This window comes from Lysinibacillus sp. FSL W8-0992 (assembly GCF_038008685.1).
In the GTDB taxonomy this organism is placed as follows: Bacteria; Bacillota; Bacilli; order Bacillales_A; family Planococcaceae; genus Lysinibacillus.
Map to the genome: position 1 here is coordinate 3,222,866 of NZ_JBBOZQ010000001.1, position 22,284 is coordinate 3,245,149.

The 22,284-nt window shown below is 36.8% G+C and carries 19 protein-coding genes and 1 riboswitch; of the genes, 4 read left to right on the top strand and 15 right to left on the bottom strand.

Going from position 1 to position 22,284, the window contains the following annotated elements; all coding sequences use genetic code 11:
* Positions 1 to 166: 166 nt before the first annotated feature.
* Positions 167 to 2,461: a 5-methyltetrahydropteroyltriglutamate--homocysteine S-methyltransferase gene (metE, locus tag NSQ74_RS16250; protein ID WP_340824688.1), complete on the bottom strand. Its 2,295-nt coding sequence runs from the start codon at positions 2,459 to 2,461 to the stop codon at positions 167 to 169.
* A gap of 185 nt (positions 2,462 to 2,646) precedes the next feature.
* Positions 2,647 to 2,825: riboswitch (cobalamin riboswitch) on the bottom strand.
* Positions 2,826 to 3,035: 210 nt separating this feature from the next.
* Between metE and NSQ74_RS16255 the strand changes: the two genes are divergently transcribed.
* Positions 3,036 to 3,398, top strand: a complete 363-nt coding sequence (locus NSQ74_RS16255) for a VOC family protein (protein ID WP_340824690.1) — start codon at positions 3,036 to 3,038, stop codon at positions 3,396 to 3,398.
* 441 nt (positions 3,399 to 3,839) lie between these two features.
* A complete protein-coding gene (locus NSQ74_RS16260) occupies positions 3,840 to 4,772 on the top strand; it encodes a C40 family peptidase (RefSeq protein WP_340824691.1) in 933 nt (310 codons plus the stop codon).
* A gap of 195 nt (positions 4,773 to 4,967) precedes the next feature.
* Here NSQ74_RS16260 and NSQ74_RS16265 read toward each other — a convergent pair whose 3' ends face one another.
* Positions 4,968 to 6,353, bottom strand: coding sequence for a UDP-N-acetylmuramoyl-tripeptide--D-alanyl-D-alanine ligase (locus NSQ74_RS16265; RefSeq protein WP_340824693.1), 1,386 nt, complete (start codon positions 6,351 to 6,353; stop codon positions 4,968 to 4,970).
* 213 nt (positions 6,354 to 6,566) lie between these two features.
* The gene (locus NSQ74_RS16270) at positions 6,567 to 7,964 is read right to left on the bottom strand and encodes a Mur ligase family protein (RefSeq protein ID WP_340824695.1); all 1,398 of its coding nucleotides are present in this window, start codon (positions 7,962 to 7,964) and stop codon (positions 6,567 to 6,569) included.
* Positions 7,965 to 8,115: 151 nt separating this feature from the next.
* On the opposite strand from NSQ74_RS16270, the gene NSQ74_RS16275 reads away from it, so the two are divergent.
* Complete coding sequence (locus NSQ74_RS16275) at positions 8,116 to 9,321, top strand: ATP-grasp domain-containing protein (protein WP_340826484.1); 1,206 nt, start codon at positions 8,116 to 8,118, stop codon at positions 9,319 to 9,321.
* 191 nt (positions 9,322 to 9,512) lie between these two features.
* On the opposite strand, the gene NSQ74_RS16280 is transcribed toward NSQ74_RS16275, so the two are convergent.
* The 7 genes from NSQ74_RS16280 to NSQ74_RS16310 form a co-directional block, all read right to left on the bottom strand.
* Positions 9,513 to 11,771 carry a YheC/YheD family protein gene (locus tag NSQ74_RS16280; protein WP_340824696.1) on the bottom strand — a complete coding sequence of 753 codons (2,259 nt, stop codon included), beginning with the start codon at positions 11,769 to 11,771 and terminating at the stop codon, positions 9,513 to 9,515.
* 114 nt (positions 11,772 to 11,885) lie between these two features.
* Positions 11,886 to 12,317, bottom strand: coding sequence for a hypothetical protein (locus NSQ74_RS16285; RefSeq protein ID WP_340824698.1), 432 nt, complete (start codon positions 12,315 to 12,317; stop codon positions 11,886 to 11,888).
* A 345-nt stretch (positions 12,318 to 12,662) separates the two neighbouring features.
* Positions 12,663 to 12,995, bottom strand: a complete 333-nt coding sequence (locus NSQ74_RS16290; RefSeq protein WP_340824700.1) for a DMT family transporter — start codon at positions 12,993 to 12,995, stop codon at positions 12,663 to 12,665.
* 12 nt (positions 12,996 to 13,007) lie between these two features.
* Positions 13,008 to 13,334 (bottom strand): DMT family transporter, encoded by a 327-nt coding sequence (locus NSQ74_RS16295; RefSeq protein WP_340824701.1) that lies wholly within the window; start codon positions 13,332 to 13,334, stop codon positions 13,008 to 13,010.
* Entirely contained in the window at positions 13,331 to 13,870 is a 540-nt protein-coding gene (locus NSQ74_RS16300) for a TetR/AcrR family transcriptional regulator (RefSeq protein WP_340824703.1), read from the bottom strand. The genes NSQ74_RS16295 and NSQ74_RS16300 overlap by 4 nt, the downstream gene beginning before the upstream one ends.
* Before the next feature lie 136 nt (positions 13,871 to 14,006).
* A complete protein-coding gene (opuFB, locus tag NSQ74_RS16305) occupies positions 14,007 to 15,521 on the bottom strand; it encodes an osmoprotectant update ABC transporter permease/substrate-binding subunit OpuFB (protein WP_340824704.1) in 1,515 nt (504 codons plus the stop codon).
* On the bottom strand, positions 15,514 to 16,470 hold the full coding sequence (locus NSQ74_RS16310; RefSeq protein ID WP_340824705.1) for an ABC transporter ATP-binding protein: 957 nt from the start codon (positions 16,468 to 16,470) through the stop codon (positions 15,514 to 15,516). Before NSQ74_RS16310 ends, opuFB begins: the two co-directional genes overlap by 8 nt.
* A 430-nt stretch (positions 16,471 to 16,900) precedes the next feature.
* On the opposite strand from NSQ74_RS16310, the gene NSQ74_RS16315 reads away from it, so the two are divergent.
* Positions 16,901 to 17,659 carry a glucosaminidase domain-containing protein gene (locus NSQ74_RS16315; RefSeq protein WP_340824706.1) on the top strand — a complete coding sequence of 253 codons (759 nt, stop codon included), beginning with the start codon at positions 16,901 to 16,903 and terminating at the stop codon, positions 17,657 to 17,659.
* A gap of 80 nt (positions 17,660 to 17,739) precedes the next feature.
* Here the strand turns inward: NSQ74_RS16315 and NSQ74_RS16320 are convergent, their stop codons facing one another.
* Genes NSQ74_RS16320 through NSQ74_RS16340 form a run of 5 tightly spaced genes read right to left on the bottom strand, consistent with a single transcriptional unit; the run spans position 17,740 to position 22,278 of the window.
* The gene (locus tag NSQ74_RS16320; RefSeq protein ID WP_340824708.1) at positions 17,740 to 18,564 is read right to left on the bottom strand and encodes an SH3 domain-containing C40 family peptidase; all 825 of its coding nucleotides are present in this window, start codon (positions 18,562 to 18,564) and stop codon (positions 17,740 to 17,742) included.
* Positions 18,561 to 19,346 (bottom strand): serine hydrolase, encoded by a 786-nt coding sequence (locus NSQ74_RS16325; protein ID WP_340824709.1) that lies wholly within the window; start codon positions 19,344 to 19,346, stop codon positions 18,561 to 18,563. Before NSQ74_RS16325 ends, NSQ74_RS16320 begins: the two co-directional genes overlap by 4 nt.
* Positions 19,347 to 19,353: 7 nt before the next feature.
* A complete protein-coding gene (locus NSQ74_RS16330; RefSeq protein ID WP_340824710.1) occupies positions 19,354 to 20,283 on the bottom strand; it encodes a S66 peptidase family protein in 930 nt (309 codons plus the stop codon).
* The gene (locus NSQ74_RS16335; protein WP_340824711.1) at positions 20,280 to 21,227 is read right to left on the bottom strand and encodes an ATP-binding cassette domain-containing protein; all 948 of its coding nucleotides are present in this window, start codon (positions 21,225 to 21,227) and stop codon (positions 20,280 to 20,282) included. The genes NSQ74_RS16330 and NSQ74_RS16335 overlap by 4 nt, the downstream gene beginning before the upstream one ends.
* On the bottom strand, positions 21,217 to 22,278 hold the full coding sequence (locus NSQ74_RS16340) for an ABC transporter ATP-binding protein (protein WP_340824712.1): 1,062 nt from the start codon (positions 22,276 to 22,278) through the stop codon (positions 21,217 to 21,219). Before NSQ74_RS16340 ends, NSQ74_RS16335 begins: the two co-directional genes overlap by 11 nt.
* Positions 22,279 to 22,284 lie beyond the last annotated feature (6 nt).

Here is a 22,284-nt window from a genome sequence, read left to right on the forward strand (position 1 = left end):
GCTGATTCATTTTAAAATTTTCAGTTAACCTACTAAGATTACTTTTAATTAATTTTCTAAACAAGACCGTCCTGTCCTATATACAGACAAAACCCCCTGAGAATTTTCGTCTCTCAGGGGATTTAGTAACTCAACGTTTTCTATTCCTATATTTTTTTATTTACAATCAATAGGTGGATTGCTGTACTTGTTGACGTAATGTTTTGGCTGCAGCAACCATATGAGTGAGCGCTGCAACTGTTTCAGGTTCTTTTCTCGTTTTCAAACCACAATCTGGGTTGATCCAAAATTGATTTGTCGATAATACTTGTAGGCTATCTTGCATGATACTTAACATTTCTTGTTCGCTCGGCACACGAGGACTATGAATATCATAAACACCTAATCCAATCCCTTTTTTATATGGGTTTATTTGCAGTGATGCAATTAGCTCTCCATGACTGCGTGACGTCTCTATAGATATAACGTCGGCATCCAATGCACTAATTGGTTCAATAAAATCATTGAACTCACAGTAACACATATGTGTATGAATTTGTGTTTCATCCTTTACACTTGCCGTAGCGAGCTTAAAAGCATTCACTGTCCAATCTAAATATGCGCCCCAATGTTCTTTGCGTAAAGGCAAGCCTTCACGCAATGCAGGTTCATCGACTTGAATAATAGAAATGCCAGCCGCTTCTAATGCTTCAACCTCTTTCCTTAGTGCAAGTGCAATTTGATAGGTCACATCTTTTCGCGCGATATCGTCACGTACAAATGACCAGTTCAAAATCGTAACAGGACCTGTTAACATCCCTTTCACATATCGATTTGTTAAACTTTGTGCATAGGCAGTTTCTTTCACTGTCATCGGCGCTTCCCATGCAACATCACCGTAAATAATCGGTGGTTTTACACAACGAGAGCCGTACGAAACGACCCAAGCTTTTTCTGTAAAAGCGAAGCCTGTTAGCTTTTCACCAAAGTATTCCACCATATCCGTACGCTCGAATTCACCATGCACGAGTACATCAATATCTAAATCTTCTTGAATGGCAATCCATCGTTTCGTTTCTTGTGCGACAAATTCAGCATATGCTTCATCTGAAAGCTGTTTTTTACGCCATGCATTACGTGTGCGCTTCACTTCATCAGATTGAGGGAAGCTACCAATCGTAGTCGTTGGAAATAGTGGTAGCTGCAGTGAACGTTGTTGTATAATCTGACGCGCATTAAAATCATTTTGACGTTCAAAATCCTCTGTCGACACCGTTTGTATTTCTTGTTGAACAGCCTGATTATTTCGTACGGGGTGTTTTTTTAATGCTTCAATTGCCTTCATGCTCTCAGAGATAGTATGATTGGACGTATGATTTTTTTCTTTTAAATACTTAGCCACCTCTGATATTTCTGCTAATTTTTCATCAGCAAATGCAAGCGCATTTTTTAAGACAGGCTCTAATTTTGTTTCAAGTGCGGTCGAAATTGGCACATGCTGTAAGCTACATGACGATTGAACCCACAGCTCTTGTGCACTAGTCAGCTGTTCAATTGCCCTAACTGTTGTACTTACCTCTGCTAAATTTGCCCTCCAAATATCTCGTCCATTAACAATTCCTACCGCCAATACTTTATCATGTGGAAAGCCAAATTGACGTAGCGCCTCCATATTTTTCGTATAGCCATGAACAAAATCTAAGCCAAATCCTTGTACAGGGAGTTCAATTAGTGTGTTATAAGCTGATAACGATTCAAAATAGGTTTGTAACATAATATTAGCCTCTGGTACAGCGGCTGCTAATTGTGTATATATTTCTTGCACAAGTTTTACCTCTGCCTCATCTAATGATGTGACTAATGCAGGCTCCTCTAATTGAATCCAGTCAGCACCGGCTGTTACTAGCTCTTGAATAATCTGCGCATACAGTGGTAGTAGTGCTAAAATAAACGCAACTTGTGTTACTTTATCGTAACCTTTTGTTAGCTTGCAAAATGTATATGGCCCAATTAGCGTTGGCTTTGCAGTAATGCCATATACTTCTTTAACCTCAAGGAAATCTGCAAGTATTTTATTGTCTGTTAGTTGCAGAGCTTGACCTTCATATTCAGGGACAATGTAATGATAATTTGTATTAAACCATTTTGTCATTTCACTCGCAACAGCTTCTTTATTTCCACGTGCTACCGCGTAATACGTTTGTAAGTCAATCTTTCCACCTTGCCAGCCGAAACGCTTTGGCACTAAGCCAAACATCATCGCTGTATCAAGCATTCTGTCATACAGTGTGAAATCCCCAACTGTGACAATATCTATACCGCTATGAAGCTGCTTGTCGATACGTGCAAGACGAATTTCTTTAATTTTTTGTAAGAAATCTTCTTCTGTAAGTTCATTTCTCCAAAATGCCTCTAATGCCTTTTTCCATTCACGGTCTTCCCCTATGTATGGGTAGCCTATTACAGTCGTTGTATACGTCATATTCCTTCTCTCCTCTGGTTTAAAATAAAAAAAACCATCTTCCTTTTTAGGAAAATGGTAGTTATTGTCTATCTAAATTAGCTATGACGAGGCGATACGATAATATATTAATTATCGTATATATTCGTTAGTCGCACAGTGCCGATTCGGTCACATCTCACCACCTATTTCCACGTAGGTTATTTGGTGTGTACTAGACATTGGCAGGTCTCCTGGCTTCTCATCAACACGCCTCACAGCCTTCCCAGTTCCCAAGTGGCATATGTGATTTGCTCCGATTTACAGTTGCGGGACAGCGTCGGATTTACACCGACTTCCCTTTTAAGCCAAACTTTCATTTGGCACCAACTCTTACACAATATTCAATTATGTTTCCTACTATAACATATATTTTTCTGAAAAGTATAACTTTTGTGAAGATATAGTAGTTTTTCTGTACAAAGTTACACTTTGAGTAATTTTCAAATGGACTAATTGACGACATAATAATAAAACAATCTACTAATCAGAAAAGGTATTTTAAGTAATTTGTAAAAATATATAGTTATATGAAGAATGAGTGAGGAGGATTACTATGATTGTCGGATTACATCACGTACAATTAACGATTCCAAAAGGTACCGAGGAGCAAGGGAAAGTTTTTTATTGCCATGTGTTAGGGCTCAAAGAAATAGAGAAACCACAATCTCTTAAAGGGCGTGGTGGATTTTGGCTACAAGTTGGTCATCACGAAGTACATGTTGGCACAGAAGACGGCTTTGATCGACTAACAACGAAAGCGCATATTGCCTATCAAGTAGAGGATGTAGCATATTGGAAAAAAGTATTAACAGAGCATCATATCGAAATCCTTGATTCTGTTCCAATTCCTAATTATGAGCGCTTTGAATTTAGAGACCCTTTTGGTAATCGAGTAGAAATTATTCAGCCGATTTAAATTTTCAAAAAGCAGCCTTCAATGGCAGCTTTTTTATTTACAGTTTAAAGTGTTGAACCTCTTTGTTTAAATTCTCTGCCATCGAAAAAAATTCCTATACCTACGTGCTTTTATAAGTACTCTTCGACTCATAAAGTTATTTTTATATCATTCTTTACCCTTATTTTATTTCTCTATTAGCACATTGCCTAGCATTGTTTCTATGAGTAACAATGCATAGTTGCTAGCGTTTTTTGTATGCACTATTTATCAAACTGAAACATTTGTAATGAAACTGTAAATTCAAGCGGTAAAGCCTTATATATCAAGGTTTTTACATAAAGTGCGGCTCCCTGTGGAAACATTTACCTCACAGAACCCCTACTTTTTCATGCTACGATTATTGCAACAGCAAGCAAACAGATATGAATTTACTGCTCGCTTACAGGAGGTAAAAACAGCATGAAAAAACAATTTTTAAAAACTACACTAGCATTATCGATTGGATTTAGCTCATTCGGAATCGTTCAAGCATCCATTGAACCAATCAAAGTTGAGGCTGCAACGACAAATGCACAACATAATGACAAAGCTGTCGCAGCAAAGGCTGAACAACTTATTCAAACAGGAAAAAGTTTAATTGGTAAGGCTACATATAGTAATTCAGTTTACAAGTCTACATATCCTTACAAGTTTTCTTGTGCTTCATTTATTATGTATATTTTTGAACAGAATGGAGTAGATATTGGGACTTATAATGAAAATTATATGATCCAGCAAGGGACATTTGTTCCTAAAAGCCAATTGCAAAAAGGCGACTTAGTATTCTTTAAAAGTAAAAAAACGGGCACAGACCCCGATCATGTAGGTATGTACATTGGAAATAACAAAATTATTCATATGGCTGATTCCAAGCAAAATATCGTCATTTCGGATATGAGTAGTAAGCCTTATTATACTGACAACTACGTATCTGCACGAAGAGTATTACCAACATTACTATCGGCTAACCCTGCGACGAAAGGCGATACAGTTGTTGAAAATGCATTTACTTATAAAAATAAAGTAACAATAAGCTCATTAAATAAAGAACAAAGCTTACAATTTACAGCCCCTGGTTTCGTTGAATATGTTTATCGTAAGAGCGGTGTAAAACTTGGCGCAACAACTCTAAAAGAACAAATGGCTAAAGGAACTACGGTATCACGTGCCAATTTAAAAAAGGGCGACTTAGTGTTCTTTAATAGTGTAAAAGGGTCAAAAAACCCTTCCCTTGTAGGTATCTATGCTGGAGATCAGCGTATCATCGTTCCAACTTCAAGTGGTGTTACTACTAGAGTACTCTTTGTTGATTACTATAAAGAGCATTATTTAACAGCAAAACGCGTATTTTAAGATAATCAGCTGCTATTTGACAGCACGACGTATTATCTTCACTCTATAAAAATAATAAAACATAGCATACAAGCAGTGTAATTACCACGCTTTGTATGCTATGTTTTTGATATAATAAGCGGAACCTTACAACATAAGGATTCTTTCGCATAAGTAACTACTTATGAGTAGTCGCTAGTACGGCCTTACAAAAGGCTATTTTTCCTTTAATTGATTAGCAAATTCAATCATGGATCGACTAGACATAGGGCCCTTTATTAATACAATAGTATCTTTATCAAGTTTTGGTTTAAGTATTTCTAGTACACCTGTGACATCTTTAAATATATGAACTTCCGCAGTTGTTCCATCTTTTTTTGCTTGAGCTGCTATATCTTCAGCTCTTTTTCCAATCGTAATAAGCATTTGAACATCTCTCTGTGCCACCATAGAACCAATCTCACGATGATACTTTTCTTCGAAAAGACCCAATCGCTTTATATCACCTAATATAAGGATTATTTTTTTATCTTTTCCTATCGTATCTAAAACCTTTAAAGCAGCTTCAACCGATGTTGGGTTATTCGTCCATGTATCATCTATAATGGTACTTTCACCGAGACCAGTTGAAAATTCCAGGTGCCTTGCCATCGGTTTAAATGTTTTTAAACGCGAGATTGCAGTTTGGATAGACACTCCCATCTCCTTTATAGCTGCGATAGCCGCTAGCGCATTATACACTTGATGTTCTCCGTAACCAGGTACAAAGATAGTATACTTTTCATTAGATACTTGCAGGATAAATTTCATGCCGTTGTTCGTAAATTCAATGTTAGAAGCTTTGTAATCTGCATGTTGCTGAACGCCAATAGTAATAATTTTCCCTTTAAACTTATGCAAAGGTACTTTTTTTGTATTTTCATCATCACCATTGATGATTAACGTGCCATCCTCCGACAACCCTTCTAAAATTTCAGACTTTGCTTTTATATAGCCCTCAAGATTTTTACACCCATCTAAATGATGCACACCAATATTGGTAATAATTCCAATTGTCGGTTTGTAGATCATACATTGATGTTTAATGTTACCTGTATTCCCCAGACCTAGCTCAAATACAGCTGCTTTCGTTGTTTTATCGATGCCCGTTAAATACGGTAAAGATTGGCGAGGCTCATTTTTGCTACTAACTGATGCCTGCACATTCCAATCTTTACTTGCAATATGTTTAATCATTTCTTTTGTTGTTGTTTTTCCACATGTTCCGGTTAATGCGACAACTGGTATATCAAAAAGGCCTCTATAGTATTCAATAAACTTCCAGTATGCCTGCAAAGTACTTTTTACTTGAATAACGGTTGTATTCTCGAATGCGTTTTTAAGTTCACTTAAAGGTTTATCTGAAATGACGAGGGATGGCCCCTTATGGTCGATTTCCTTCCAATTAATTGACTCACTTTTATTAATGAACATTAGTGTATTTTTCTGTGTCAAATCATGGCGGTTATAATAAATAGCATGTTTGACAAACCAGTGCTCAGAACCGCTTACTAAAACCCCTTGTAGTAACTTTCTAATCACAGTCACACTTATATTTTGCACGTTAACTCCGTCCCCCCTCTCATTATAGTATGAAAATTGATAGCTAGAAGTTTGGGTAAAGGAGCGTATCCTTCACTATTTCTAGCAACGACTATTATTTGTTGATTTACTTTATCTTTTATTCAGAGCGCTCCTTTCTAGTAGATTACTATACAATATTATTAAATGATCTCATGTGACACAGTATTTATCCTGTTGCCATTGCATCCATCATTACCTTGTATCTCTAAATGATTTTTTTATTTTTAAATCTGCTGCCAAATCGGAAATTTGTTTACTATACATATCTCCCTTTATCAGGACAATTGTATTTTCATCTACTATTTCATGTAATAACTTATAGACGAGTGTACTATTTTTAAAAGTATAAACAGGGTCACTAAATCCTAGTTTCACTGCATGATCAGCCATAATACGGGCGTGCTCTCCTATTGTAATAAGCACATCTACACCAATACGATTGATTAACTCTCCTGCTTGCTCATGGATGACATAACCCCACGATCCTAAATCGGTAATCGTTCCAATAACGGCTATCTTTTTCCTGCCATCTCCTATTGAATTTAAGACTTTTAAAGCTGCTTCTAATGAAGTCGTTGTTAAACTCCAAGTATCGTCTATTAACAGTGAATTATTAATGCTTTCAAAAAGTTGTAGCTGCTTTTTCATTTTCTTGAATGACGCTAATTGTTTAATTGCTAGCGAAATCGGTACATTTAATTCATTAATAGCAGCAATTGCGGCTAATGCATTATATACTTGATGCTCTCCAAATCCAGGGACGAAAACGTCATATTTTTTCATATTGTGATGCATTGTAAACTGCATGCCATTTTCAACATACCGAATGTGGCTTGCTTTAAAATCACATGATGCATGCTGCCCGATTTTAATAATATCTCCCTTGAATTTCGACAAATCGATTTTTTTTATATTCGCATCTTCCGCATTGAGAATTAATGACCCTGCTGGATTCACAATTTCAGCCATTTCACCTTTTGCCTGTATATAACCATCTAACGTTTTACAATAGTTTAAATGGTGGGCTCCAATATTGGTAATAATGCCGATAGTCGGCTTGAAATACTTCCCTGCGTTCCTTACATCCCCAGGTGATCCAACCGCTGTTTCAAAAACTGCAACTTCTGTTTCATCATCGATGCTAAGTAAATATTGCAAAGAAGCTGTTCTAGAATTACTGCTTAAAGTAGTTGCAGCAACTTCTTTTTCGGCAGAAAGAATATGCTTAATCATCTCCTTCGTTGTTGTTTTTCCAGAGGTACCGGTAATTGCAATAACAGGGATTTCAAATTGACTACGATAATAATGTACAAACTTCCAGTAGGCCTCATCTGCATTCTCTACTTGAATGATGATTACTTTTTGAGGAATTTCATGCTGACTATACAAACGATCTGTTACAAGTACTAGTGGGGATAGTGACTCTAGACTTTTCCAGTTGATAATGCGTTTGTTTGTAAAAAGTGCAGTATACGGTTTTTTAACTTGTTTTAGTCGATATGCGCCATACTGGATCAGCACCTCATCCGACCCTTGCAATAATTTACCTGCAGTAATCGCTGTTAAATTCTTCACCGATAGAGGCTTCATATCAATTCACACTCCTTTCATTTCTATTATATGAATGGACACAAAAGTTGCTTGGATGTAAACATGATACATAACTAGAAGAAAACTATTTCACAGCATATATATAAAATGTATATTAATAATCCAAGTGCCAACTGAAGGAGTGATTATACTGAAGGCAATTATATTTATAGGTACAAACAAATCTGGATCTAGTCGTGAAGCGATAAAAGCAGCAGAAAAGTTGGGTTACTTTACGGTACTCTTCACAAACAATACAAAACAATTAGAACAGAGAAAAGCCTACCCAGACATTCATAAAATGGTTCTTATCGACACCTCTAATATAGAAGATATGATAGAAGAAATTCACAATTTGTTTGATGCCGGATTAGAGATAAAATCAATTGTTAGTTTTGTAGACCCCTTTGTTCATATTGCCTCTATTTTATGTGATGAATTTTGTCAAAACTATACGTCATCATCTGCTATTGAAATGATGGAGGATAAAGAAAAAACTAGGAATATTTTAAAGGATCAACCTTATTCCCCTAAGTTTGTTCTAAAAAAACCACATGAATCATTTACAAATAATATGGTATTTCCACTTATCGTTAAATCACCTAAATCAACAGGTTCTAAAGACGTACTGTTCGCGACAAATAAAGACCAACTCGATACACACCTTACATTTCTCCAAAACAAAAATCCCGGGGAAACCATCATGATTGAAGAATATATTGATGGCCCTCAATATTTAGTTGAAGCTCTTGTTTATAAGAGCCAAGTTCATACGATTGGCATTATTGAACAAGAAATCACACAAGGAAAGCGATTTATTATTACTGGCTATGGTGTACTGGCAGAAGTGCCTCCGCATATTCAAAAAGGAATTGAAGAGGTGCTCCATTCGATCGTTGATGTATTTGATATTGAAAATGGAACATTGCATTTAGAACTTCGCTTAACTGAGAACGGTTGGAAGCTCATTGAAATAAACCCTAGAATTTCAGGGGGCGCTATGAATAACATGCTACATGCTGCATTCGGATTTAGTTATGTGGAAGAAACACTTAAGTTATTTTTAGGTGAACAACCTAATGTAAACCCACGCCATAATAAGTACATTTTCACAAAATATGTGATTGTAGAAAGTAAAGGTGTGTTAGAAAGAGTAATTGGAAGAACAAGGGCATCAAAATCAACAGGTGTTGTAGATGTCTATGTAAAACCTAGAAAAGGAACAATTTTAACCCCGCCATTATCGATGGGGCATCGCTATGCCTACGTTATTGCTGAGGGCAAATCGTTAGCTCAAGCTAAAAATAATGCCATAACAGCCGCTAAGGAAATCAAATTTCTAATAAAAGCCTTATAAATTTTTCAATACACTTGTAAGGATTACAAATGAATCAGTTTTGCGGATGTAGCTTCGTCCTGCTACATCCGCTCTAAAATTACACATCCAAGTACGACATTCAATTAGTACATATCATTTTAAATACAGCACAAACATAAACAACCCGAGTAGTTGACCTATCAATTTGGCAACTGCTCGGGTTATGTTATTTATGCTTTAAATGTTTTATCTAAAAATTTAACCGTTTCAAACATATTAGTTTTACTTGCACCCTTCACTAAAATCGTGTCATCAGGCTTAATCAGTTCCTCCAGCAAGGCATGCAATTGATCTTTGTTCGTGTAATGATATATGTTCTCTTGTTTCATTCCTTTAGCCTTTGCTGCTGCACCAATTTCTTCGGTCCTGAACCCATAAGTAATTAAAAGATCAATACTTTGGTCAGCAATATATTCACCTAATTTACGATATTCTTCTTCTCTTAAATCTCCTAGTTCTCGCATCTGACCAATAATTGCAATCCGCCTTTTCTTACCGACATTTGTCAGTACTTCAAGAGCAGCCCTTACACCTTGAGGATGGGAATGCACAGTGTCATCTATAACCGTTATATTTTCACGACAGTTATAAACCGTCAATCTTCTTGGAGGTTTTTTGAAATGTAAACCGGCTTTTATTTCCTGTGGCGTAAACCCTAAATAATCCGCAACCGCGATTGCATTTAGCGCATTATATACATGATGTTCTCCTAATATTGGAATAAATAATTGGATTTCCTGCCCTTGGAGTTTCATTTTAAAGGACATGCCATTTTCTTTATATTGAATATCGTAAGCTCGATAGTCTGCTTCCGTCTTCACTCCAGTTGTCAGTATTTTCCCTTTAAATTGATCAGTCAATAAATATTTCGAGTTATCATCATCTTTATTTAAAATAAGTAACCCTTGTTGGTCCATACCTTGAATCAATTCTGATTTCGCTTTCGCCACTAGTCTCACATCACCATCGAAGTTACCAACATGGGCAAGACCGATATTCGTAACGATACTAATATTCGGTTGAATAATGCTACAGTGATTCGTAATAATCCCTGGATAGGCCATTCCGTATTCAAGAACGACGGCTTGGTGGGATTCATTAATTTCTTCAGCATGTTTTTTAGTATGCTCAGTCGTATTCCAATAATCTTTAGATTCGAATACATTCCATTTTTTAGATAATATAGATCCTAAAAATGCCTTCGATGTTGTCTTTCCTGCACTTCCAGTAATTGCAATAATCGGTTTGTCGGTCTTTGCTTCTACATAATTTGGCTTTGGCTCTACCGGCTGAGGCTGAGGCTGAGGCTCTACAACCTTAGGCTTTTGCTCTACTGGTTTTGGTTTAGCATCTACAAGTTTTGGTTTTTGTTTGACCTTCGCTTTTTTTACATGTTGGTGGTTTTCTGCTAAGTATTTTGCATAGCGAATTGAATGGATCACGACATCTAATTCTAAATAAAATGCTGGTGGACAGCCTGGACGCCAGTTTACTTCATAAACCCAAATTCTTTGCTGTGAATCTAGCCCAACATCGATTCCAATTTCATCAATGACTTCTCCAAACTTCGTCATCTGAATGTCATCTAAATGGCGTGCCAAAGATAATGAAAAATGCTCTAACATTCGTCGTATATTAAAAGCTTCTTCCTGAAATTCCTGCTCCAAAAATGGATCTAAATAATTTGTATATCCCCCGTTATTTATATTAGGAATAATTGAGCCATGTGGCGCTATTCGTGGATAAACAGTCGTCACAACCCATTTTCCCTCACCATTTTTTTGCACATGAAGACGAAAGTCATATACTTGACCCGATTTCATTTTCGATTGAATATAAGGCTGCATAATAAATGTTCCCGTAGCAAGTAGTTCATTTACTAATGCGTTTAACTGGGGTTTTGAATACATACGGTTATCGCTATTTTGCCTTACCTCGAATGTATCCCCTATTTTTATAATGAAGTAAATTCCTTTACCTTTCCGACCATCAATCGGTTTAAATACTATTTTTTTATGATGGGCAATATAGCTATGAAATACATCGATGTTTTTTACTATTTCTGTAGGAATAATATATTTATCAAATTCTTTGGCTTCTTTTAACCGCTCCATAACATTCCATTTATTCCCTATAGAATGTGTAGTAAACGGTATTTCCTTTTTCAATCTCTCTATAATATCTTTTGACACCGATAATTTTTCTGGACTTCCAGCATTATAAATGACATCTGGAAAGGGCATCACTCTTTCATGCCATTGCCCATCTTCTAATACCTTCCCATCGATAGTACGGTTGTCAAAGTTTACCTTTCTAGGTGTAAAGTAAAAAAATTCTACCCCTTCTGCTTTTGCAACTGCTGCATATGCATATGACTTGAGAACAGTTTTAGGATCTAGACGATGATGCAACATCCCTATAATTGTCATGCGTTAATCTTCCTTTCTATAGATTCTTTCTATTAAATTCAGATTACGCAGCTTGCATATGGACAGATGCTCTAGTTTTTCAATTATTTTAGTAGTTTTACCATAGAACGTTTCTTACCACTTAGGCTCAATGATGAATTTCTTTTTTAATAAATCAGGATTTAATAGCTGTATAGCTGAAATACTGCCTAACTCAATAGACTTTTCTGTAGTTGTTCGTTCTAGTCGTACAACATCAGCAATTGAGTTCGTTTCATTGCCTTCATAATCATAAGCTCGTAACAGTGAAATAGTTCCTCGACAACGCTCTTTATCAATTTCTTCTATACGGAAATACTCTGTTTCAAATTGTTTGACAGTATCTATTAATCGTAAATGTGCTCCATTGTGCGTTATTAAAAAAAAGGGAATGGTATCACTACCAACTATTTTTACAAGAAGCTGACCATAATATTTCGAATGAAAATCTGTGATTATATCCTGAAGTGCTTTTATATCGTATAGCGCTTCACTTACAAAGTGGTTTCTTCCTTTTTCAACACCCAATTTCCCCAGCCCCTTCCTATTCCATTTTCGCAATGTATCATTACTCGAACGGTAGCAGAAAATTTATTTGTCCTTTCTCGTTATAATATGTACGTTATCGAAATATGACGACATAATTTATAAGGTGACACTAAAAAATAACGGCGTTTTACATAAAAAAAAGAATGCTAGGAGTTTACCTAGCATCCTTCACAATATTGATATAAAATTCCCGCGAAGTATTGCATTAATTCCGCGGTTTAGTGCGGTTTTTCCGCGATTCAATGTATTAATTCCGCGCTTCGCTACGGGTTTCCCGCGATTCTATGCTTTAATTCCGCGGTTCCAAGCGTTTCTTCTGCAAAACTAATGTGCATGATGTTGATTCCCTTGATTGAGCAGAATTACACCACCGATGATTAATGAAATGCCAATTGCTGTATAGAGATTAAAAATCTCTCCCCAAATGACAATGCCTAGAACGACTGTTAGGGCTGTCCCAACCCCTGACCAAATCGCATAGGCTAAACTTAATGGTAAAGTTTTTAAACATAAAGATAAGCAATAAAAAGAAATGCCATAACCAAAAGCAACTGCGATTGATGGACCAAGTACTGTAAATCCTTCAGATAGCTTGAGCATCGTTGTCGCAAACACTTCACAGACAATAGATATCGTTAAATATATATAACCTTTCATTCTTAAATCCCCCTAATGGCTTCCGCCGGCGAGGTTTAAAATTACCACACCGATTATAATTAATAAAATGCCCGCAAGCTTTTTGACATTAAAATATTCTTTATAAAAAACAACGCCAACAACAGCCGTTAACGCTGTGCCTAATCCTGCCCATACTGCGTAGGCAGTGCCAATCGGTAAAGATTGCAATGTTAATGATAAAAAATAAAAGGCTGCGCCATACCCTATGACAACTCCTAGTGAAGGTAATAACCGTTTAAATCCTGCAGTTAGTTTCAACATTGAACTGGCAAAAACCTCCGCAACTATTGCAATGAATAAAAAACCTAATGCACTCATGTTTGATCGTCCTTTCTCGTCATTTGCAATAATTGATCAAAAACAGTTTCAGTTACTTGCTTAGATACTGGTGCGATATTTAATAACTTGGAATAATACAAACCATCAATCGTTAAGCGAATCATATGAACGATTGATGGTTCAAGGCCATCATGTAACAGACTTTCGAGTAATTGCTCATAGGCAATGGAAATCGAGTGATTATCATTCTGAATAATTTGTATGGCAATATTAATCCAAGCTCCGTCTTCATAATCTTTTTGTGAAGCTAAGATGAACCCCCTTGTTCTTTTACCAGTGCCGTGCTCCAGCTGAGTTATAGCTTCAAAAGAGTCGACAAATTCAGTCATAATGGTTTGTGCAATAGCCGAATAAAGCTCATCCTTTGATTTGAAATGATACAGAAGACCACCCTTACTGATATTCGCCTTTTGGGCAATTTTGTCCAACGTTAAAGTATGTAAATCATGCTCCTTTAAATATTGAATCGCCGTGTGGATAATATGGGCACGTTTTAAATCTGCCTTCGATGACATCGTATCCCTCCTTAAAAACTCGTAATAAAAACCGTCTGGACGGTCTTTTTTATTGTATAACGTCACATGAAGTATCGTCAACTAAGGAAGTCCCAAATAGTATGCATTATTTGGGACTTTCTCTACACGTTCAGATTTACAGCAATCCTGCATTTTCTAAAAATGTCCGTGCTACATCTTCTATATTTTTCCCTTCAACGTTTACTTGATAATTCATTTCACGCATTTCGTCATCCGTTATTTGATTGGCAAGCTTGCCTAATACCTTTTCAAGCTCAGGATACTTTTCGAGTGTTTCTTTTCTTAACAATGGCGCACCTTGATATGGTGGGAATAGCTGTTGATCATCTATTAAAACAGTCAAATCATATTGTCGTAACTCACTGTCAGTTGAATATGCATCTAATAAATCGATATTGTCTGATTGAATAGCTTGATATCGAAGCTTTGGTTCCATCGTTGTAATAGAAGCAATATTAATACCATAGCGCTTTTGAATGCCTAAATAGCCATCTTCACGATCATTAAATTCTAACGTAAAGCCTGCTTTAATTGTGTCTTGAATAGCTTTAATATCTGATATCGTTTGTAATTGATAGGTTTCAGCCATTTGTTTTGAAACGGCCAATGCATACGTGTTGTTGTACTGCATTGGATTGAGCATGACCATATCGAATTTTTCCAGCATGCCTTCTTTTGCTTGTTTATAAACATCCTCTTGGTCATTACTTACCGCTTGCTCTTTTAAAAACTCTGCTATTGCTGTACCTGTAAATTCAGGATAAATATCGATGCTTCCTGATTTAAGTGCATTAAAGACAAAGGAAGTTTTACCAAGTCCAGGTTTTAATTGCACATGTAAATCTGTGTCATTTTCAATTAATAATTTGTACATATTAATCAGTATTTCTGGCTCAGATCCAAGTTTCCCCGCAATCACAATATCCTCTTTGTCATTGAAGTTTAAGAATGGCAACACAATTAACACGATTGCCGCCACACAAATCGCACTTAATGCCGTAACTGTTCTTTTAAATGACAGTGATTCTAGCTTTTTCAATAAATAATCAAATACTAATGCTAAAATAGCGGCTGGTACAGCACCTAAGATAATAAGTGATGTATTATTGCGGTCAATACCAAGCAAAATAATATCTCCTAACCCACCGGCCCCAATTAATGCTGCTAGTGTGGCTGTTCCGACTATTAAGACCATTGCTGTCCGTATGCCCGCCATTATTACAGGCATCGCAAGTGGTAGTTCTACCTTCACTAGTCTTCTAGTTGTATTCATCCCCATCGCCATTGCCGCTTCCTTCAAAGACGGGTCTACTTCATTTATGCCTGTAAATGTATTGCGTAAAATGGGAAGAAGCGCATAGACAACAAGGGCAATAATAGCAGGTGTTTTCCCAATACCAAGCAACGGAATTAACAAACCTAATAGAGCTAATGAAGGAATTGTTTGTAAAGCTGCACTAATACCGATAACGCTTTCTGCTATTTTCTTTTTATTCGTTAAATAAATTCCAAGAGGTATAGCAATAATTACTGCAAAAAATAGGGCAATGAAAGAAATTTGAACATGCTCTATTAATGAAGCAATTAGCTGACCTTTACGTTCATTCAAAACGTCAAAAAAATTAATCATTTGCATCACCTCGTTTTGAGGCTAAAAAATGTAGCATGGATTGCCTTGTAATGATTCCAATTATTTCAGTATCATTTTTAACTACAACACATTCTTGTTGAGCCAATTGCTGAAGAATGTGCTGTAAGGAATCGTCTACTGCAACACTAGAATGAACATAATTTTGATGCGCCTTTTCAGCAAATGGTTCCATTACTTGTTGAATGGTAAATACACTGAACGGATCATCCTTTATCCCAATAAATTTTTGTACAAAATCATTTACTGGATTTTGTATAATGTCTTGTGGTGTACCAATTTGGACAATTTCCCCATCCTTCATCACACATATACGATCCCCGAGCTTTAACGCTTCTTGCATATCATGGGAAACAAATACGATTGTTTTTTGTATCGCTCGTTGAAGCTCTAGAAGATCATCTTGCAATTTTGTACGACTTATTGGATCTAGTGCACTAAATGGCTCATCCATTAATATAATTTCAGGATCTGCGGCCAATGCACGAATAACACCAACCCGTTGCTGTTCACCACCTGAAAGCTCCTTCGGCTTGCGCTCACTATATTTGTCTGGTTCAAGCCCTACCATTTCTAATAATTCACGAACTCGTTGAGAAATTTCAGGCGTACTCCATTTTTTCATTTCAGGGACAACCGCAATATTCTCTTGTATGGTCATATGCGGAAAAAGAGCAATTTGTTGGAGCACATAACCAATATTCCATCGTAGTTCATGTATGTTATAATCGCTAATTCTTTTACCGTTAATTCGTATTGTTCCTTCAGTCAAATGAATTAATCGATTGATCATTTTTAGTAGTGTCGTTTTTCCACAACCACTAGGGCCTATAATGACAAAAAATTCTCCTTTCTTTATTTCAAGATTGATGGAATTCACTGCAACTTGGTTGTTTTCATATGTTTTCGTAACATTCTCAAATGCGATCATACTCTAAGCTCCTTGTTAATGAAAAGTTCTCACTTTTTTTGATAAATTGGCTAGCTTCGCTCGTCTCTCCAGTATATCTTTCCACATTCTCCAGAAGATAAACTGCAAAAAGCTGCCGTACTAATACTGTCCATCATAACCACTCAATTCCCACTACTTTATTTTACATAATTTTATATTAATACCACAAAAAAGTATTTCAACTTTTTGTTTTATAAAGATATGTCAATAACCTACTTTCATACACTTCTTAGAGACAAACGCTAACATAACGAAACTTTTTCTTGTTAAAGTTCGTTCTATTAATTATGAATTCTAATGAAAAAACGATGCTTTTTATTATCTAATTGTTTTACAATAATAAGAGAGTAATCTATTTTTCGAAAAGAAAGGAGGAAGGTGTTGCAAATATTCAACATCTATAAACTACATGAGATTATTAAAAAAACTATTAATCGGAATGGTTGTCATAGCATCCGTAATCAGTATTTCCACTTATATGATGATCCAGCTACTCAAGTCTACCAATAATCCCGTACAAGAATATGTAGATGAAGGTCCGAGTGTTGAAGAATTTATTGGCTCCATTGCAGAAACTGCAAGGCAGCTTGGAGCAGAAAATGACCTCTATGCATCTGTGATGATTGCACAAGCCATTTTAGAGAGCAAGCAAGGGGAAAGTGGTCTTGGTTCATCTCCTAATAACAATCTATTTGGCATGAAAGGTAAATATCAAAACGATTCCGTGACACTTGAAACATTTGAGGATGATGGCTCTGGTAATCTAACAACTGTGATGGCTGAATTCCGCAAATATCCTTCCTATGAAGAATCCATGAAGGATTATGTCCATTTACTTCGCAACGGTGTATCCTGGAACAAAAATTTTTATACTGGTGTCTTTAAAAGTAATACAAAGTCCTATACAGATGCGACAAAATTTTTGACAGGCTCCTACGCAACGGATTCAACATACAACGAAAAGCTAAATAACCTAATTGCCAAGTACGACCTACAACAATATGACAGCCCCGTAAAAATAAAAAAAACCATTACAGTCGCAGATGGTGACTCTCTGATGCATATTGCACAGGCTCATAATGTTAAGGTCACATCTATTAAGCAATGGAACCAGCTTCGCACAGATACTATTGAAGCTGGACAACAATTAAATATTTATCAATATTGAGAAAAAAAGCTACCTAAAAATAGCAAACTACGAGGTATTCAACATCCTGACCGTTGAATACCTCTTTTTTCTCTCAAGATTCATCGTTCTTTATAAAATAAGCTCCCAACTGCTGTAATGGTCGTTGCTAAATCTTTACGATATAACGCATGCTGTTCATCTAGACTATTAATATTAACCTCATTACCACCGAGCGATGAATGTACATAAAGTGTCTGACCAATATACATTGCAACATGACCTGGGAAAAATAATAAATCTCCTTTTTGCATGCGTTCAAATGTTATTTCTTTAATTGGAAAACCTTCTGCGATTTTAGCATCACGGAAAATCGTTACGCCATTTAGCATATAAGCTATTGAACACAAGCCAGAGCAATCAATGCCAAGCGGTGACTTTCCTCCCCAGCGATACGGGGTTGCTAAATAGCTAAGTGCCGTTTGCACGACATTTTCTCGGAAGACATACTCCGTAAGGCTATTTTCTGCAACTTTTTGGAGCAGCCATTGTTGACGTAAATAACCTATTTCTCCTGTCGCCAATTGAATTGCTGCCCATTCCTTATTTAATGGCTCATCTGAAACGACATGCACAACTGACCCTTTTACGAATGTCATTATTATCGAGCTTTGAATTTTCGGTTCTTGTAAAACATCTGCAAAACGCTGGTTAATAACATGTTGGGCTTTTTGAAGCCACGTACTTGTGTTCTGATCATCTATGAGCAAATCCCTTTTCTCACAATAGCCTTCGTAGCGGTAGGCAGTTTGAATACGGACCCAATCATTCGCTAGCTCCTCTATAACTTGAACAGGCATACCATAGAGGACTTCATCAATTAGCTCCGAAGCACTATCTGGTTTAGCATGTAAATTCGCAATCATAGCAATGACAATTGCATTCATATCGCCTCTCCTTTCAGTCCAATCAGATTGTCATAAACGGCCTTTGATAGATGACCTATTATTTGCCGAGCGATATCATTTTCAGTAACTTCTGTAATAAATACCCCAATACAATAATCTTGAACGTCACTGTAAACAATTCCTACATCGTGGTCAACGCTATCAAGACCACCTGTTTTATGGGCTATTTCCACATCATCGGCTATATACCGTCTTAAAGATTCATGAAATCGCTGGCGGCACAAAATATCAATTACAAGCTGACTAAATACAGGATTTAGGAGATTTTTTGCATAAATATCGCTAAAAAGATGTGCCATATCACGTGCAGAGGTAATATTGTCAACACCTTTTGCAAGTCGCTCGAAGTCCATCATTTTTCGTTGCACTTGTGTATGCGATAAACCAATTTTACGAAAGAACTTATTAAGTGCATCCATCCCGATAAAATCAATTAATACATTTGTCGCTGTATTGTCACTTGTCGTAATCATCCATACTAACAGTTCATAAATTGTACTTGTCGTTAATTTTTGTTCGCTAATTACACTATAATCGACCCAGTCCTCGCGACTTATCGTCATAACTTGCTCTATTGGCACATTGTGGTTATCTAAATAATCCAATACGGCAATAAGTATTGGCACTTTAATTAAACTTGCACTAGAGAAAGGCTCATCTATGCGTTCTTTAATAATGAACTGATTCGTCTTCAATTCTTTTACAAACATATGCACTTTATACGGAGCGTCATCTATAATATGTTGAATCGTCTGTTGCATAGTTCACCTATCCTATAACTTTAATTTTTTGCGTGTCTGCGTGTACTGTAATTATCCGACCTAAAGGAAGTGACATCGTCGGTAAACAGTGGCCACAGGTAAGGTCCATTAAAATTGGTTTCTTTAACGGTTTTAAAATCTCCTCAAAAATAGTGTTTAATGATAAGCTACGTTCTGGCTGCTTCGGATTTTCAGGTCCACAATTCGTCCAAGCACCTAGTAACAACCCTTGTGCTTCATCGAGCTTACCAGCTAATTTTAATTGCGTAAGCATGCGATCTACACGTTGCTCGCTCTCATCTATATCTTCCAAAAATAAAATCTTACCCTTTGTATCAATTTCATACGGCGTGCCTAATGATGCCGTTATCAATGTTAAATTGCCACCAACAAGTTGCCCTGTCGCTTTACCCGTAACGAGTGTTGTCATTGGTTGTTGGGGAGGATTTAGCAGCAAGCAGTTGTTATCTGTTGCCATCACCTGCTTCATAAATGAATCCCACGTAAATTGATCCATGTTTTGAGCAATAAATTCCGTCGATGGCATTGGCGTATGATAAGTAACAAAACCACATTTTTGATTAAAGGCGATATGTAATGCAGTCACATCGCTATAACCTGCAAACACCTTTGGATTTTCTTTAATCATCTCGAAATCAAGTCTAGGTAAAATCTTCGTTGCCCCGTATCCTCCTCGTATACAGAAAATCCCATCGACATGAGGATTACGGAACATTTCATTTACATCATGCGCACGAAGTTCATCTGAACCAGCTAAATAACCATGTCTTGCTCGACATGTTTCCCCCACTATTACGTTAAAACCGAGTTTCTCAATACTGTCGATTGCAGGGTATAGCTTTTCTGGTGGCGTAGCACCTGAAGCACTGATAAGTCCGATTGTATCCCCTTTTGTCAAAGCTTTAGGTCGAATCATTCGCTTACCTCCACTTTTTTTGATGTACGGTAATTTTCGATTTCCTCTTCGTTTGCTAAAACAAAATGCCCTTGCTCAATTTCCACAAATGAAGGTGGCGCCAAATCATATCGATGCTGTAATGGATTATAAACTTCTACTACTTTCGCCCGCTCCTTATATGGATTTGGCTCAGGTACTGCTGATAGCAATGCCCGCGTATATGGATGAATTGGGTTAGTAAATAGCTTTTCTGTCTCTGCTAACTCAACAATATTCCCTTTATAAATGACAGCAGTACGATCCGTAATAAATCGTACGATTGATAGATCGTGGGCAATGAATAAGTATGTTAAATTATTTTTTTCTTGAATGTTCGATAGCAAATTAAGCACTTGCGCTCGAATGGACACGTCTAGTGCGGAAATTGGCTCATCCGCAATAATAAATTCAGGCTCCATCACTAATGCACGTGCAATCCCAATGCGTTGACGCTGACCGCCAGAAAATTCATGAGGAAAACGACTAGCGAATTCAGGCAATAGGCCAACATTTAATAGCGCATTTTGTACTTTTTGCTGACGGTCAGCCTCATCTTTAAAATTTTTCGTATTCATGAGACCTTCTGAAATAATATAGTCTACCTTTGCCCGTTCATTGAGCGATGCCATCGGGTCTTGAAAAATCATTTGAATTTTTTGCGTAATGTCACGGTCCCAATCTTTTGTGATTTTGCCGTTTATTTTCTTGCCATGATACAATATTTGACCACCCGTTACTTCATTGATACGCATAATGGCACGGCCAATGGTCGTTTTCCCTGAGCCCGATTCACCTACTAAGCCGAATGTTTCGCCTTTATAAATATTAAAACTAACATTGTCAATTGCCACGAACTTATTTTTCCCTTTACCAAACACAATGTTTAAGTTTTTCACTTCGACTAATACTTCTTTATTGCTCATTGGCATACAGTCTCCCTTCTTCAAAAAATGCTTGTAGCGCTGTGGGAGGCTCTACTTTTGGTGCACGAGGATCTAATAGCCATGTACGGGCATAATGTGTCTCACTTACTTGAAAAAATGGTGGACGTATTTCGTAATCGATCTTTAAGGCAAATTGATTGCGCGGGGCAAAAGCATCTCCTTTAATTTCTTTAAAAAGGTTTGGAGGGGTCCCCTTAATGGCGTAGAGCTGTTCCCCTTTCGACCCAAGCTGAGGTAAAGAAGAAATAAGCGCCCATGTATATGGATGCTTACCATTAAAAAATACTTCATGTGTGCCACCAACTTCGATAACATCCCCTGCGTACATTACGGCGACACGATCTGCGACTTTTGCTACAACGCCTAAGTCATGTGTAATAAAAACAGTTGTCAGTCCGTATTTTTGCTGAAGATTTTTTAGAAGCTGTAAAATTTGTGCTTGGATGGTTACATCCAATGCTGTTGTTGGCTCATCACATATTAAAATTTTCGGCTTGCATGCGAGTGCAATGGCAATAACAATACGTTGGCGCATTCCTCCTGAAAATTCGTGAGGGTATTGCTTATAGCGCTTCTCTACATCATAAATACCGACATCCGTTAATAATTGGAGTGTTTCTGCATATGCGCTTTTGCCTTTTAGCCCTTGGTGTAACACAACACACTCCTCTATTTGCTTACCGATTGTTTTTAATGGATTTAAAGATGTCATAGGATCCTGTGTAACAATCGCTATTTCTTTACCTCGGATATTCAACCACTGTTGTTCCGTTTTAAACTGCGCTAAATCCATATCGTTGTATAAAATTTGCCCTTGCTCGATAGTACCGTTTTTATCGAGTAAGCCCATGATTGATTTCATGAGCACTGATTTACCTGAACCCGATTCGCCAACAATGGCAAGGCTTTCACCTTTATATAGTTCAAGGGAAATATCTCGAATTGCTGTGAGAACTTGGCCACGAAGTGTAAATTTGATGACTAAGTTTTGAATCGTTAAAATACGGGATTTTGTTTGCTCCACTACCATTTCAAT

Excerpts from the sequence above, each read along its gene's own strand:
- metE (WP_340824688.1), bottom strand. The coding sequence starts at position 2,461 with ATGACGTATACAACGACTGTAATAGGCTACCCATACATAGGGGAAGAC.
- NSQ74_RS16255 (WP_340824690.1), top strand. The coding sequence starts at position 3,036 with ATGATTGTCGGATTACATCACGTACAATTAACGATTCCAAAAGGTACC.
- NSQ74_RS16260 (WP_340824691.1), top strand. The coding sequence starts at position 3,840 with ATGAAAAAACAATTTTTAAAAACTACACTAGCATTATCGATTGGATTT.
- NSQ74_RS16270 (WP_340824695.1), bottom strand. The coding sequence starts at position 7,964 with ATGAAGCCTCTATCGGTGAAGAATTTAACAGCGATTACTGCAGGTAAA.
- NSQ74_RS16280 (WP_340824696.1), bottom strand. The coding sequence starts at position 11,771 with ATGACAATTATAGGGATGTTGCATCATCGTCTAGATCCTAAAACTGTT.
- NSQ74_RS16290 (WP_340824700.1), bottom strand. The coding sequence starts at position 12,995 with ATGAAAGGTTATATATATTTAACGATATCTATTGTCTGTGAAGTGTTT.
- NSQ74_RS16295 (WP_340824701.1), bottom strand. The coding sequence starts at position 13,334 with ATGAGTGCATTAGGTTTTTTATTCATTGCAATAGTTGCGGAGGTTTTT.
- NSQ74_RS16300 (WP_340824703.1), bottom strand. The coding sequence starts at position 13,870 with ATGTCATCGAAGGCAGATTTAAAACGTGCCCATATTATCCACACGGCG.
- opuFB (WP_340824704.1), bottom strand. The coding sequence starts at position 15,521 with ATGATTAATTTTTTTGACGTTTTGAATGAACGTAAAGGTCAGCTAATT.
- NSQ74_RS16310 (WP_340824705.1), bottom strand. The coding sequence starts at position 16,470 with ATGATCGCATTTGAGAATGTTACGAAAACATATGAAAACAACCAAGTT.
- NSQ74_RS16315 (WP_340824706.1), top strand. The coding sequence starts at position 16,901 with ATGAGATTATTAAAAAAACTATTAATCGGAATGGTTGTCATAGCATCC.
- NSQ74_RS16320 (WP_340824708.1), bottom strand. The coding sequence starts at position 18,564 with ATGAATGCAATTGTCATTGCTATGATTGCGAATTTACATGCTAAACCA.
- NSQ74_RS16325 (WP_340824709.1), bottom strand. The coding sequence starts at position 19,346 with ATGCAACAGACGATTCAACATATTATAGATGACGCTCCGTATAAAGTG.
- NSQ74_RS16330 (WP_340824710.1), bottom strand. The coding sequence starts at position 20,283 with ATGATTCGACCTAAAGCTTTGACAAAAGGGGATACAATCGGACTTATC.
- NSQ74_RS16335 (WP_340824711.1), bottom strand. The coding sequence starts at position 21,227 with ATGAGCAATAAAGAAGTATTAGTCGAAGTGAAAAACTTAAACATTGTG.
- NSQ74_RS16340 (WP_340824712.1), bottom strand. The coding sequence starts at position 22,278 with ATGGTAGTGGAGCAAACAAAATCCCGTATTTTAACGATTCAAAACTTA.